General features: G+C 51.0%; 15 protein-coding genes. 6 read left to right on the top strand and 9 right to left on the bottom strand.

Annotation, left to right across the window (positions count from 1 at the left end; translation table 11 throughout):
* Positions 1–221 precede the first annotated feature (221 nt).
* Genes SOM48_RS06640 through drpB form a run of 3 tightly spaced genes read right to left on the bottom strand, consistent with a single transcriptional unit; the run spans position 222 to position 1,699 of the window.
* Positions 222–692 carry a very short patch repair endonuclease gene (locus SOM48_RS06640; RefSeq protein ID WP_054803175.1) on the bottom strand — a complete coding sequence of 157 codons (471 nt, stop codon included), beginning with the start codon at positions 690–692 and terminating at the stop codon, positions 222–224.
* Positions 693–704: 12 nt separating this feature from the next.
* The gene (locus SOM48_RS06635) at positions 705–1,403 is read right to left on the bottom strand and encodes a phosphohydrolase (protein ID WP_312201214.1); all 699 of its coding nucleotides are present in this window, start codon (positions 1,401–1,403) and stop codon (positions 705–707) included.
* 32 nt (positions 1,404–1,435) lie between these two features.
* Positions 1,436–1,699, bottom strand: a complete 264-nt coding sequence (gene drpB / locus SOM48_RS06630; protein ID WP_320511653.1) for a cell division protein DrpB — start codon at positions 1,697–1,699, stop codon at positions 1,436–1,438.
* A 313-nt stretch (positions 1,700–2,012) separates the two neighbouring features.
* Between drpB and SOM48_RS06625 the strand changes: the two genes are divergently transcribed.
* Together SOM48_RS06625 and SOM48_RS06620 are read left to right on the top strand one after the other, a co-directional pair.
* Positions 2,013–2,432: a bleomycin resistance protein gene (locus tag SOM48_RS06625; protein ID WP_289745614.1), complete on the top strand. Its 420-nt coding sequence runs from the start codon at positions 2,013–2,015 to the stop codon at positions 2,430–2,432.
* Between the two features lie 57 nt (positions 2,433–2,489).
* A complete protein-coding gene (locus SOM48_RS06620) occupies positions 2,490–2,927 on the top strand; it encodes a VOC family protein (RefSeq protein ID WP_320511674.1) in 438 nt (145 codons plus the stop codon).
* A gap of 241 nt (positions 2,928–3,168) precedes the next feature.
* On the opposite strand, the gene SOM48_RS06615 is transcribed toward SOM48_RS06620, so the two are convergent.
* A complete protein-coding gene (locus SOM48_RS06615) occupies positions 3,169–3,525 on the bottom strand; it encodes an ArsR/SmtB family transcription factor (RefSeq protein ID WP_054803179.1) in 357 nt (118 codons plus the stop codon).
* 140 nt (positions 3,526–3,665) lie between these two features.
* Here SOM48_RS06615 and SOM48_RS06610 point away from each other — a divergent pair, with 140 nt between their 5' ends.
* The gene (locus SOM48_RS06610; RefSeq protein WP_320511652.1) at positions 3,666–5,099 is read left to right on the top strand and encodes an MFS transporter; all 1,434 of its coding nucleotides are present in this window, start codon (positions 3,666–3,668) and stop codon (positions 5,097–5,099) included.
* 304 nt (positions 5,100–5,403) lie between these two features.
* On the opposite strand, the gene SOM48_RS06605 is transcribed toward SOM48_RS06610, so the two are convergent.
* Together SOM48_RS06605 and SOM48_RS06600 are read right to left on the bottom strand one after the other, a co-directional pair.
* Positions 5,404–6,063, bottom strand: coding sequence for a hypothetical protein (locus tag SOM48_RS06605; protein WP_288882774.1), 660 nt, complete (start codon positions 6,061–6,063; stop codon positions 5,404–5,406).
* A gap of 126 nt (positions 6,064–6,189) precedes the next feature.
* On the bottom strand, positions 6,190–7,581 hold the full coding sequence (locus SOM48_RS06600) for an MFS transporter (RefSeq protein WP_320511651.1): 1,392 nt from the start codon (positions 7,579–7,581) through the stop codon (positions 6,190–6,192).
* Between the two features lie 124 nt (positions 7,582–7,705).
* Here SOM48_RS06600 and SOM48_RS06595 point away from each other — a divergent pair, with 124 nt between their 5' ends.
* Both SOM48_RS06595 and SOM48_RS06590 read left to right on the top strand, forming a co-directional pair.
* Complete coding sequence (locus tag SOM48_RS06595; RefSeq protein ID WP_139965341.1) at positions 7,706–8,608, top strand: LysR family transcriptional regulator; 903 nt, start codon at positions 7,706–7,708, stop codon at positions 8,606–8,608.
* Between the two features lie 83 nt (positions 8,609–8,691).
* Positions 8,692–8,874, top strand: a complete 183-nt coding sequence (locus SOM48_RS06590; protein WP_139568280.1) for a hypothetical protein — start codon at positions 8,692–8,694, stop codon at positions 8,872–8,874.
* Between the two features lie 163 nt (positions 8,875–9,037).
* Here SOM48_RS06590 and SOM48_RS06585 read toward each other — a convergent pair whose 3' ends face one another.
* From SOM48_RS06585 to SOM48_RS06575, 3 genes are all read right to left on the bottom strand, one after another.
* Positions 9,038–9,292: a MafI family immunity protein gene (locus SOM48_RS06585; protein WP_071193837.1), complete on the bottom strand. Its 255-nt coding sequence runs from the start codon at positions 9,290–9,292 to the stop codon at positions 9,038–9,040.
* Between the two features lie 138 nt (positions 9,293–9,430).
* Positions 9,431–10,696 carry an MFS transporter gene (locus SOM48_RS06580; protein ID WP_320511650.1) on the bottom strand — a complete coding sequence of 422 codons (1,266 nt, stop codon included), beginning with the start codon at positions 10,694–10,696 and terminating at the stop codon, positions 9,431–9,433.
* Positions 10,683–10,937 (bottom strand): hypothetical protein, encoded by a 255-nt coding sequence (locus SOM48_RS06575; protein WP_320511649.1) that lies wholly within the window; start codon positions 10,935–10,937, stop codon positions 10,683–10,685. Before SOM48_RS06575 ends, SOM48_RS06580 begins: the two co-directional genes overlap by 14 nt.
* Positions 10,938–11,140: 203 nt before the next feature.
* Here SOM48_RS06575 and SOM48_RS06570 point away from each other — a divergent pair, with 203 nt between their 5' ends.
* Positions 11,141–12,211, top strand: a complete 1,071-nt coding sequence (locus tag SOM48_RS06570) for a LacI family DNA-binding transcriptional regulator (protein ID WP_313354439.1) — start codon at positions 11,141–11,143, stop codon at positions 12,209–12,211.

Raw genomic sequence — 12,211 nt, 5'->3', positions numbered from 1 at the left:
TAAAAGCGAGTCAGATGGCGTGCGTCCCACACAACAAAACACGGGGTTGATTCAACCTAATAATTAAGCAGTGATGGGCTTCAGTGTTTATAAGCAACAAAAGAGCGTTGCTTTTTTACGGCAGTAATTAATGAATTAGAGAGTTTATTTTAATTTCCTTATCAGGAATCAGGGCCTCACTCATCCTTACTTACCCGAGAAGTTATTTTCGCTATGGCAAATTAAAACGCGCCATGAATTCCCTGGGTGTCGATCTGTGCGGTCTGTTGCCCCTCGCAGATCCACTCCTCCAGACGAACACTGAGCGCGTCGTCGCTGAGTTTCAGTTTTCCGCGCAGCGCACACTCCCAGACGACTAACACCCGCCAGCCCTGCTCCAGCAGCAGTGCGCAGTCGCGGGCGTCGCGCGCCACGTTTTTGCCAATCTTCTCTAACCAGAAATCGGTACGCGTGGCGGGGACTTTAAACAGATAGCAGTTGTGATGGTGCCAGAAACAGCCGTGGGTGAAGATAACGCAGCGGTAGGCATCAACGATAAAATCGGGGCGTCCGGGCAGAGTGGCGTCCTGCACGCGAAAGTCCAGCCCCAGCGCCTCCAGGCAACCGGCCAGCCGTTTCTCAATGGCGGTATCGCGCGTGGCGATGGCGCGCATATTCTTGCTGCGCGTCGCTTTGTCATGCACATCTGCCATCGTTCCCTCTCCTCAGGATGGGCGCGCGCTGTAGCGGCGCAGCACCTCGTCATCAAGACGCTGAAAATCGCCCTGCAGTTCGGCGCTCAGTTTTGCCATAAAGTGTACCAGGAAATCGGCGTTATGCTCGGCCAGTGCGCGGCCTTTGGCGGTCTGCATGGTCGCAGGCAGCTTTAGCAGCTTGCAGCGAAAGTGGTCGAGGGCAAAGCGTTTGTCGTCCAGTTCGCGGCGGGCAGCAAAAGGATCGTCGCCGTCAAACAGCGCGCCCCCCATGCTGCCGGAGACGGCGAAGACCCGTGCCAGACCAATCGCGCCAAGGGACTCCAGCCGGTCGGCATCCTGCACGATTTTAGCTTCAGGGGTTTGTGGCGTAATGGCGGCGCTGAAGCTGTGCGCCTCAATGGCGTGGCGCACCGCAGGAATGGCGGTTTCAGGAAAGTCAGGAAAGTCGGTAGTAAGGATCGCGGCGGCTTTTTCTGCCGCCCGCTGCGACGAGGTGTGACGCAGCGGATGATTTTTGGCAAAGCTGACAATGTCGTGGAAGTAGCAGGCGGTAAGCACCACCAGCGCGTCAGCCTGTTCGCCTTCCATCAAGGTTTGCGCCGTTTGCCATACGCGGCGAAAGTGCGCGAGATCGTGAGCGGCATCGGCGTGGGTAAAGTGCTGCGTCATCCAGCTGTCAAAGCGCTGCTGCCAGTCGAAGAGAGACATGCATCATCCTGTGAAACGGTGGAGCCCTGACGTCACGCTTGCATATCACGTGGACGTGTATACCAGGCAATGGCGCCCAGTATCGCACCTACCGCACTTAATGCAACGATGCCAGACACCGTGTTTAACCCGCTTTCGACAGATCGCGCCGCGCCGCTGGCGAAGCCTGAGACGATATCAGCCGGGCCGGCAAGCCAGAGATTGCTCGCCAGAGACCAGCCAAAATAGAGGCAGAAAATCCAGAAGACCCATAGCGCGAGCTTTCCACCTGCGCTACGAACTGCGAAATCGTCCATAATCTCGTTTTCCTTTTGTGGTCGGGGATTGTTAATAAGATACGTTCTCACTATTCAGAGTTCTCCGACATCATATCGTTAGAAAATATGAATTAAAGATATATCAACAATTTTGATACTTTTAAGGCATAACGGCGGAATAATTCGCATCGCTTGCAGCGTTAACTACTTATTAACCCGTTGATAAATAAAATAATTATAAAAACATTTATGAATATATGGTATTAGCAAAGCCGAAAAAGGAATAAGCATGCACGCGCAGGATTGAGAAGGTCTGCCGGATGTTAGGTCTGTTAATAAAGGATAAGCAAAGTTGATTGATAAGAATGAAATCTTCTGGAACCGAATGGTTCCAGAACTAACTGTAACGGACTTTACAGCCTCCCTGCACTTCTATGCAGACGTGCTTGGCTTTAACATCATGATAAAGCGCAAAGATCCTGATTTTGCTTATATCTCTCTGGGTGAAGCACAACTGATGCTTGAGCAGTATCATCCGGGCGGCTGGAATACGGGCGAACTCACCAGGCCATTTGGACGGGGCATTAATTTTCAGATAGAAGTGGACGATATTGAACAGATCCTCGCCCGGGTGCATGCACATGGCGTAACGCTTTATCGGGATCTCCACGATAGCCATTACAGTACCGGAGAAACGTCCGCCTGCCAGAGAGAGTTCCTCGTGCAGGACCCCGATGGTTATCTTTTACGCTTTAGCCAGTACATTGAATGAAATACAGGAATTTCAGATAGTTGGATGCTCATTTTTCAAAACTCAGCAGGTAATCGCATGATCTTAAGTGCTAATCACGTTGGTTTTTCAGTTAAAAATATTGAAGACTCATTATTCTTCTGGACTCAGATCCTCGGGGGTAAGTTATTACGCGAAGGAAAATTGTCTGGACCTATAATCGATGAAGTCACAGGAGCAAGGGGAGCTGATGTACAAATGGCTTTGCTTGAACTGGCTGATATTAAGATTGAATTACTACAATACAATAACATTGAGCAGCCAGAAGAACCTTCAGCACCCTATATCCCAGGCTACGCTCACCTTGCTTTTACAGTTGAGGATCTCGATACGCTCTTGAGCAAAGTATCGGAGTATGGCTGGAAGACGCCGGGTAAACCTCAGACAGTGTTGTCAGGCCCCATGCAGGGAACCAGAGTAATATATTTACAAAGCCCTGATGGTCAGACGCTTGAATTGATGGAACCCAGTCAATGAAGTCCACATCTAATGACCTGTTATCCTCTAATTAACACAGTGATGCCTGCAAAGTCCGCTTCTGGCACGAAGCGGACCTCAAGGCTCTCCGACTATCTTCTGACGAGCAACCACGTCTGCCCGTAATAAAGCTGCGAAAGGCGGCGAAGTCATCTTTATCAGCCAGCAGCTCTGAGCGGAAAGCGGATTGTAGGAATATCGAATTCGTAATGTGATTCTCTTTCAGTCTTGCATCCGCACCCTATTTTGAAGATGGCTGCGGCAGATTTTTTGCGGTCGACTCTTTTGTGAGAGCATCATTGTTAACTGCGCCCAACAGGACATCAAGGAGACCGGGAAAGCGCGCATCGAGATCTTCCCGACGTAGCGACAATAAGTTTTCTCGCCCGAAGGGGCGCTGCCAGATCACACCACTGTCGCGCAATACACGCCAGTGGTGAGTCAGCGTCGATTTGGGAATACCACTCAGCACCGCGCTACACGCATGTTCGCCGCCACCAGCAAGCACACGTACCACTGTCAGGCGTAATGGATTTCCCAAAGCGGCCAGCACGTTCTCAAGACGAAGTTGTTCTCTGTCAGGGTGGTTTGCAAGCATCCGTTTTTCCATAAGGGAGTTAACATCTCCCTATCCTACTTTAAGTTTTATCAGTTGACTAATGTACGAGTACATACATACATTAAATGTACGTATGTACTCGTACATTGGTTTTCTTAAAATTATACGGAGATTGTTCTATGCCCACATCCACAATGGATTCAGGTGCCCGACGTTTACAACACTGGAGCCTTGCGCTACTGGCGTTCGCCCAGCTCATTTACTCGCTGGATATAAATATTGTATTTGTGGCGCTGCCGGAAATTGGTGCCGGACTGGGGTTTTCTGAGCAGACTCTGCAGTGGGTCGTGAGTGCCTATACGGTATGTTGCGGAGGTTTTTTACTTTTCGGCGGGCGGGCTGCCGATCTGCTGGGGCAACGTCGCGTATTTATTTGCGCATTATGGCTATATGCCTTTTCTTCGCTTGCAGGTGGTTTAGCGTGGGAGCCTGGCGTTATCGTCATTGCGCGAGCCCTGCAAGGCATAGGCGCTGCATTACTTTTTCCGTCCACGCTGTCACTTATAAACCGACTGTTTGAGGAAGGACCTGCACGAAACCGGGCTCTGGCTGTCTGGGGCGGCGCAGGCGCAAGTGGTCTCACCCTGGGATCGCTTGCCGGAGGAGTACTTACCAGTGCGTATGGCTGGCCGTCAGTATTTTTCGTCAACGTTTTACTGTCAGCCATCGCGATTTGTGCGGCTTTTTATGTCTTACCGAAAGACAGCCTCAGGAAGACGCGCCGCAGTTTTGATTTTCCAGGTGCGGTAACGGTGACGGTGGGCGCCACCCTGCTGGTATACGCTCTGGTTCAGGGGCCTGAAGATGGCTGGCAGTCAGGACATATTCTTTTCTCTCTGAGTCTGGCCGCTATATCTCTGCTGCTGTTTGTCACTATTGAGGCTCGTAGCCAGGATCCACTGATGCCGTTACGGTTATTCAGAAACCGCAGTCTGGTTACAGGCATGGCGATGACGTCCATTTATATGGGGACATTCGGCGCTCTGCCTTATTTCCTGACGATTCTGTTTCAGAGTGTTATGGGGTACAGCGCTTTACAGACGGGTCTGGCCTTTATTATTCCTTCGCTGGCAATCTTTGCCGGAACGCAGCTCGGTGCCCGGCTCGCAAACCGTCTGCCGGTGCGCACAACATTACTTATTGGTTTTTTAATGGGGATTACCGGTACGCTGGCTCTGGCACCGGCAGCATTTTCTGGTGCATCTTATGCGAACATAATGCCGGGGCTGGTCATTTCAGGAGCAGGACAAGGTATTGTATGGACGGCAATGTGGATAGCTTCAGGCTCAGGCGTTCCGCATAACGAGCAGGGGATCGCTTCAGGTATGGCTTCTACAACGCTGAATGTGGGTAATGCGATTGGTATAGCTGTGCTGATAGCGCTATCCGGTAGCGGGAGTGAGAGCCTGCAACGGGAAACCTCTGTGAGCAGTCTTGAGAATGCCTTACAGCTGGCTTTTTACCTTGCTGCGGCCGGACAGGTTGCGGGGCTTTTTGTTTCCCGTCTGTTACCTCGTAAAGCGGCAAAGGGTTTATCAACAGCCTCCGCGTAACGGGTGATCAAACCTCTTCTGCACCTGCTTATGCACCTAAAATAAGCGCTTCACAGACCCGCTATCAGGCGGGTCTTTCTGAAAATAATCCTCAGCGTCGCTGACTTACGCCCGCAGGTGCGCGAGAAATTCAACGGCTGCAATAACAGCCTGTATATGAATGTCTGCTCTGGCACGAAGCTGACTGAGCTGAAGGTCTGCTTTGAGCAAGGAGCGGACATCCACTATTGTTCTGCAGCAAATGGAGATTTTGCTAATGTCGTCGCCTGTAAAACAGTGGTCAGTGTTACCTGACCACGACAATCTAGCTAAAGTAACGCAATGAACTGCTGTCGTTAAGCATGTGATGTTGCATATAGTCCATGTCATCCTTACTGAAATTTTTATCTGTATCTTGCCCGAGATTGACTTCCTGTTTAGCTATATCTACAGAAAGTGATGAATGGGATGTGGATACATGTATGTTCTCGTCATCAAGATCAAGAAAGTCATACTGGGATTTGAGACTATTTTGAAGCTTTTCCAGTCTCAGCTGCTGGTCACTCGCGACGTTTTTATCTTCATCAAGCGTGGTGGTAAGAGTCAGTTTCATTTCAGACTCAAAGTGGTCATCAAAGGCATGCCGAACATTACGGGCAAAATCACTGATGTCGGCCTCGGGCTGAAGATGGGCAAGTAACCCACTGACTTCTCCGTTGTTTGATCGGTAAGTAATTCCCACGCCAATACAGGGACCACACCCTCCTGTTTCCATCCTGGTGTTTTTGCCTTTTAAAAGTGCAGCCTGCCCCATCCCCAGTAATCCTTTTTTCAGGTTTTCAGGAGCCTCAGAACCCCGCATAGCTGGAGCGCCAGCGTGCAGGCCGCTTAAAGGCCCTTTCAGGGAGACGCTTTCTTGAGATGACGGCTGACCAGCTTCAGCTTGAGCGTGGTGCGTTAATGGAGTTGAGCGATTTACTTGCATTATGACCTCCTTTTTTCCTGGAAACTCATTAACCGATATTGTGTGGGTTTGCCCCAGTAATAGTTCCGCAAGAAAATGATGCAGGTATATGCCCTCCTCCCGATTGAATGACACAAGCACGCAAGTTCAGGCTGCCGCCAGGCCTGTTTTACGTAACCGGCTCACGCTTAACACCACTGATGCCGCAGAAGCGACGACAGCAATCCACAGAGCATAATGGACAGCCTGCAGTTCATTTATTGCCAACAGCACCCCCATGACAGCAGCGCCGAGACATTGACCGAACGTCCGCACGATAGACAATACCCCTGATGCGTAGCTGGCATAGTCGCGGGATACGTTAGAAAGCATCTCCCGGTTGTTAGGGCTCTGGAAACAACCAAATCCGATGCCGCACCACAGGCTACGTAAACAGATATCCCATGCCGCAGGGCTGGCGGGTAGCGTGGCCAGCAAAATCAAACCCACCACAAAAAGCGCTAACCCAACGGTAGAAATCAGAGGCGCTGAAAATGTGTCGGCCCACCGGCCCGCATGAGTCGCTATCAACACAATGCCGATCGGCCATGGCGTAAAAAGTAACGCCGACATTACGGGGCTGTAGCCATACACGCTCTGAAACAGAAATGGCAGCGCAATAAAGGTAATTCCCTGACTCACAAAACAGGCCAGCGAAGTTAAAGCCGCGAGGGTAAAGCGTCCATTTTTGAACATTACGGGTGGTAATAAAGGATGCTTTGCCCGGCGGATCTGCCAGATAAATGTGATGGCGCTAAACATCGCAAGCAGACTCCAGCTGATAGCCCCGACGCTGATGTGATGGTCTGAGGAGAAGCTGTTTGCCGCCATCACCATTGAGCCTAAAAGTAGTGCAGACAGCACAGCGCCTGGCGTATCGAACGGCGTTCTGTCGGACGCCGGTTTTGGTGGCAGCGACCTGAATACCAGCAGCAGGGAAACGGCGCCAGGGAGCACGTTTATGGCGAATAACCATTTCCAGCTCATTATGTTCAGCACTGTACCGCCAAGTACAGGCGCTATGGCCGAGCTTGAAGCAATAAGCAGGGCATGTAGCCCAAGAATACGGCCAAGCAGTCGCCCGGGGAAAACAGAACGCAGTATCGCCGGGGCAATGCTCAGGGTAGCTGCGCCGCCGATCCCCTGCATAATGCGCATTCCGATGAGCATCTCCGGCGTACTGGCCAGCGCGCAACCCAGTGAAGTGAGCGTAAAAACGGTAAGGCCTGAAAGAAACACGGGGCGGTAACCGACGCGTACTGCCAGCGCAGCGAAGATAGCCAACGTCATAGCGGCGGAGAGCAGATAGCCGTTAGCGAACCAGACCGCGACATTCGCCGGTACCTGCATCGTTTTTGCCATGGATGGCAGGGCAATGTTAATCATCGTGCCGTCAAACACGCCCATCAACGTCGTGGTCATCACGGCGGCCATCACGCGTGCACGCTCTTGTCCCGGCAGGCCTTCATCGCCCGGCTGATTTGCAAATAACGTTGTCATCTTTAATGCCTGTGAAAGGAAGGATGCGAAAACTATAATCAGCAGCGAGTCAGGGCGGAAGACGCAGCATTTGCACTCTATAATTGCATTCGACGCCATATCTGAATTCTCACCAGGAACCACTATGTCCGATCCTGATTTTAACTTGCTGGTTGCGCTCGACTTTTTGCTGGCAGAAGCCAGCGTTGCGGGGGCGGCTCGACGCTTAAACCTGAGTACCTCAGCGATGAGCCGCACACTCAGCAGGCTACGTGAAGTGACAGGGGATCCCATCCTGGTGCGAGCAGGACGTAACATGGTGCTCACCCCCTGGGCTGAAGCAACCCGGGACCGTGCCAGAAGCGCGGTCTATGAGGCGAGAGCGGTACTTCAGCCCTCATCCGGGACGCTTAAGGTGGAAAACCTCGAACGGCTGTTCACCATCAGGGCCAATGATGGTTTTGTGGTGGCATTTGGCCCACTGCTTATTGCCGCCGTGGCCGAAGCGGCCCCAGGTATTTGCATACGCTTTGCGCCGAAACCTGAAAAAACGTCTCGTTATCTTCGTGAGGGTTTGGTTGACCTGGAGATTGGTGTTCAGAGCAATATGGGGCCAGAAATTCGGGTGCAGAGACTCTTTCAGGATCGCTTTATTGGAGCGGTGCGCAAGGAGCATCCGCTGGCCTCACGGCCGGAAATAAGCGTTGAAGATTATATTGCCTGGGGACATGTGGTGGCGTCACCCGACGGGGTGCTACATGGTTTTGTCGATGATGCCCTGGCGGCGTTAGGCGTCACGCGCAAAGTGGTGAGCGTGGTTCCAGGCTTTCCCACTGCGTTATCCGTCGCCCTGGCCTCAGACCTTATCGCCATGGTTCCCGCACTGTACTTGCGCAACCAACGAATGACAGACAATTTACATCTCTTTGAATTGCCATTCAAAACCCGCAACATTGTGGTGTCGCAGATGTGGCACCCAAGAATGGAAAAGGAACCCGGTCACCGCTGGCTTCGGGAGAAAATTTTAGAAGTGTGTCGAGAACGGTGAAGTATTCCATCCCATATCAACTAAGTAAATTGCACTGTTATCACGGAAGTTTTAAGCCACATGGGACTCTCTCCGGCGAGACTATGCGGCTGGGGTTTACCAGAAGTAAAATCGAAAATATTAATCCCCTCCTTTCTGTCATTACAAAGGTAAGTAGATTCCCGGATGGTGCCATCATGCGTAAAGCATTTCGCCGCAATATGAATCTCTTTGCCAGAGATATGAAAAGAGATATGACAAATGAAGGCAGCTATCCAGATAGTTAATGAATCCTGGCAGTAGACGCTTCAGCTAAAATGGATACGGTTGAATGACATGTTCTCCTGCTATTAACACAAAGTAACGCCAGCAATGACCACCTCTGGCACAGAGCGGAAATTGCTAATAACATTCCTTGAAAATCAACGGGGTATAGGTCAAATCGACTCATTATACAATCAATCCAGCTAAGTGCTTGTAGGGTCCATCCAGTACATCTAACCCCATATGTTTAGCTAATGCTATGGCTTCATCATATTCAGTCTGGCTAAGCTGTACATCATACTCACAAATATGTTCGCATAAGATTTCAAAGGCTAATGGTTCTTCGTTAAAGTTTATATAGTCCAAAGCACCTTCGAGCAAAAAAGGCTCTAATCTGCCTTCAAATGCCTTTCCAAACTCCCTTATTCGATTAGCAAACATTTTTTAAAATTCCTCAACTGACCTGCTCTCCATAAATTAACATATATCAATGTCTGCTTTTCGCACCAACCTGTCATTTGGCCATTACATCGAAGGCTATAACCTATAAAGCCCGCTCTGTAGAGCGGGCTCGTCTTATCAGGCTGCGCTTTTATATTCGGTAGCCTGCAGCAGCGTTTTACCCCCTTTCAGGGTAAAGAGGGAGACGATAGTAAAGCTCAGCGTAATGCTGCCCAGAATGAGATAAGCCTGGTGGAAGCCGACGGTGTCATACATCCTTCCGACCCATGCGGAGAGTACAACACCTGAAAGCTGTTTCGATAAGTTAAAACCAATCAGGAACAGCGTTGCCGATAGTTTCGGGTTAAAGGCAGATGATATGTATTTGAAGGTGCCCACCAGCAAGAACGGGAGTTCAAACATATGCAGCATTTTTAAGATCACCACTTCGATAGCTGAAGAGGCAAAAGAAGAACCCAGAATACGCGCTGACATAATAATACCGGCAGTGATCAGAGCGTTTTTCGCGCCAATCCGGTTCACGATGGCAGGGGCAAAGAACATAATCAACGCGTTAAGTAATTCCCCTCCGGTGGTGACGAAACCGAATACTTCTGTTCCGCGTTGCGGACTGGAGAAAAAGCCTTTAAAGAAGTTGGCAAACTGTTGGTCAAATACGTCATATACGCTGGCGACGCCAACTACGTAGACAATAAATCCCCAGAAGCGTGGCATACGTAATAGTTCCGCGGCGGTGCGCATCGAGAAGGCCTTACGGTTGGCTCCCAGCGCGTCGATTACCAGTTCACTGTTGCTCCCTTCCGGACGTGACATCCACAGCAGTACTCCCAGCACCAGCGCAAAACCTGAGGCAATCCAGAAGGTGATATTGGGATCGATGCCAAACAAAATACCGGTGATGGACGCACACAGTGCCCAGCCAATACAGCCGGAAACGCGCACTTTTCCGTATTCAAAACGGTTCGCACGGCTGACGCGTTCAATATAGGCCTCTACCGCCCCGGAACCGCTGGAGAAGACCACCCCCAGATAAATACCGCCCGCTAGCGCACCGGCGAAAATATTCAGCTGCAATAACGGCGACAGCACAAAAATAAAGAACGGCGCAAACATGATCAGCAAGATCGTAATGGTCCACAGCAGGTGTTTGCGTAACCCCAGCTTGTCAGATATCAGGCCAAATATCGGCTGAAATATTATCGCGAACAGCGAGATTGAGGAGAAAACGATCCCCGTTTCTGTTTTGGTTAGATGATTAACTTCCGCCAGCCAGACCGGGAAAAAGGGAAAGTAGGCCGACATAATGAAGTAGTAGAAGAAAAAGAACAGCATAAAGTAGATGAAGTTATGCCGTTCTCTTGGCGCGAGTTCAGAGAGTTTCATTGTCTATATTCCATCCTGTGTACGCGTCATTATTAAAGCCGCTTTTTTGGTGGTTTCGCACTTTCACCCCGGTCAGAGCGTTATCGCCATCGAAGATAACCTGCTTCAGGCCACCAGCCCGCCAGTTTTGCTCGATGCTGAACGTCAGTGAATCGCAGCCTGTCGGGTTTTGCCACTCCTCTCGTGCCAGCACGTCATGAAACAGGTGGCCCGGAGACGTCCGGGGATCGTGATATTGCATAGGTATATTCGCCTGATAAATGAGAATGTCGTTCGCTAGACAAGATGGGTGAGTTATCAGATATTTTGTTTAAAGCCACAATGCTGGCGAAAGTGAAACTCATACACGATCACGAAATACCGCGGAAATGGTGTTATTTTGTCGTCTTTAAGACATAAAATGTTAGCGAACGACATTGTTACGAACGTGTACAGGAGTGGTTTATGCAGCGCCGTACGGCAACGTTAGAAGATGTAGCTCGCAAGGCCGGGGTGTCGCAGCAGACGGTTTCGCGTGTACTGAATAAACCCGGGGTTGTGTCTGAACGCACCCGCGATAAGGTTATCAGCGCGATGCAGGCGTTACTCTATGTTCCTAACCGTTCGGCGCAATTGCTGGCGGGGAAGTCTGCGCCGTCGATTGGTTTGATTACCGCGTCGTTGACCCTGCATGCGCCCTCACAAATCGCCGCGGCAATAAAAAGTCACGCCAGCGCACGCCAGCTTGAGGTCGCTATTGCAATGCCCGCGATCGTGGATTACACCTCACTTCAGGCACGGCTAAATGAGTTTCGCGCGCAGAATATCCGTGGTGCAATTATCAATCTGCCGCTGGAAGGCAGTGTTGCCGAAAAGCTGGTGAGTGAGAATCCGGATATTTGCTGTCTGTTTTTGGATATTTCGCCGGAGACCGATGTCTGCTGCGTGCGCTTTGACCATCTTGATGGTTGTAGCGCTTGCATCCGTCATCTCTGGGAACTGGGGCACCGGGATTTCGGTCTGCTTGCCGGACCTGAAAGTTCGGTTTCAGCGCGCATGCGCTTGAGCAGCTGGCGTGAGACGTTGCATCGACTTGGGGTAAGTAATGCTGTGACGGTTTTTGGCGACTGGAGCGCGGCCAGCGGCTGGCACAATGCCTTCAAACTGTTACATCAGTACCCGAAGATAAGTGCAATCGTTGTGGCGAACGATCAGATGGCACTCGGCGTGTTGAGCGCCCTGGCGCAGCTCAATCGCAACGGGAGCCAGGCGGTCTCCGTCACGGGTTATGACGATACGGCAGATAGCCTTTACTTCCAGCCGCCGCTAACGACCGTGGCACAGGATTTCGATAAACTCGGTAAGCGGGCCGTGGAGATGCTTATCCAACTTGTGGCCGACCCGCAAATCAGGATCCGTGAGCTGCTGCCTACACGACTGGTTATTCGTCAGTCCACCTGGCCTGTAGCCGGCCACTCCGGGGATGACAACGCGCAGCTAATTACGCAATTAAAAACACTGGTGAAAAAGCTGTAA

This window comes from Kosakonia sp. CFBP8986, from assembly GCF_034044935.1.
GTDB classification, from domain to species: Bacteria; Pseudomonadota; Gammaproteobacteria; order Enterobacterales; family Enterobacteriaceae; genus Kosakonia; species Kosakonia cowanii.
This window is presented reverse-complemented; position numbering and strand designations above follow the sequence as displayed.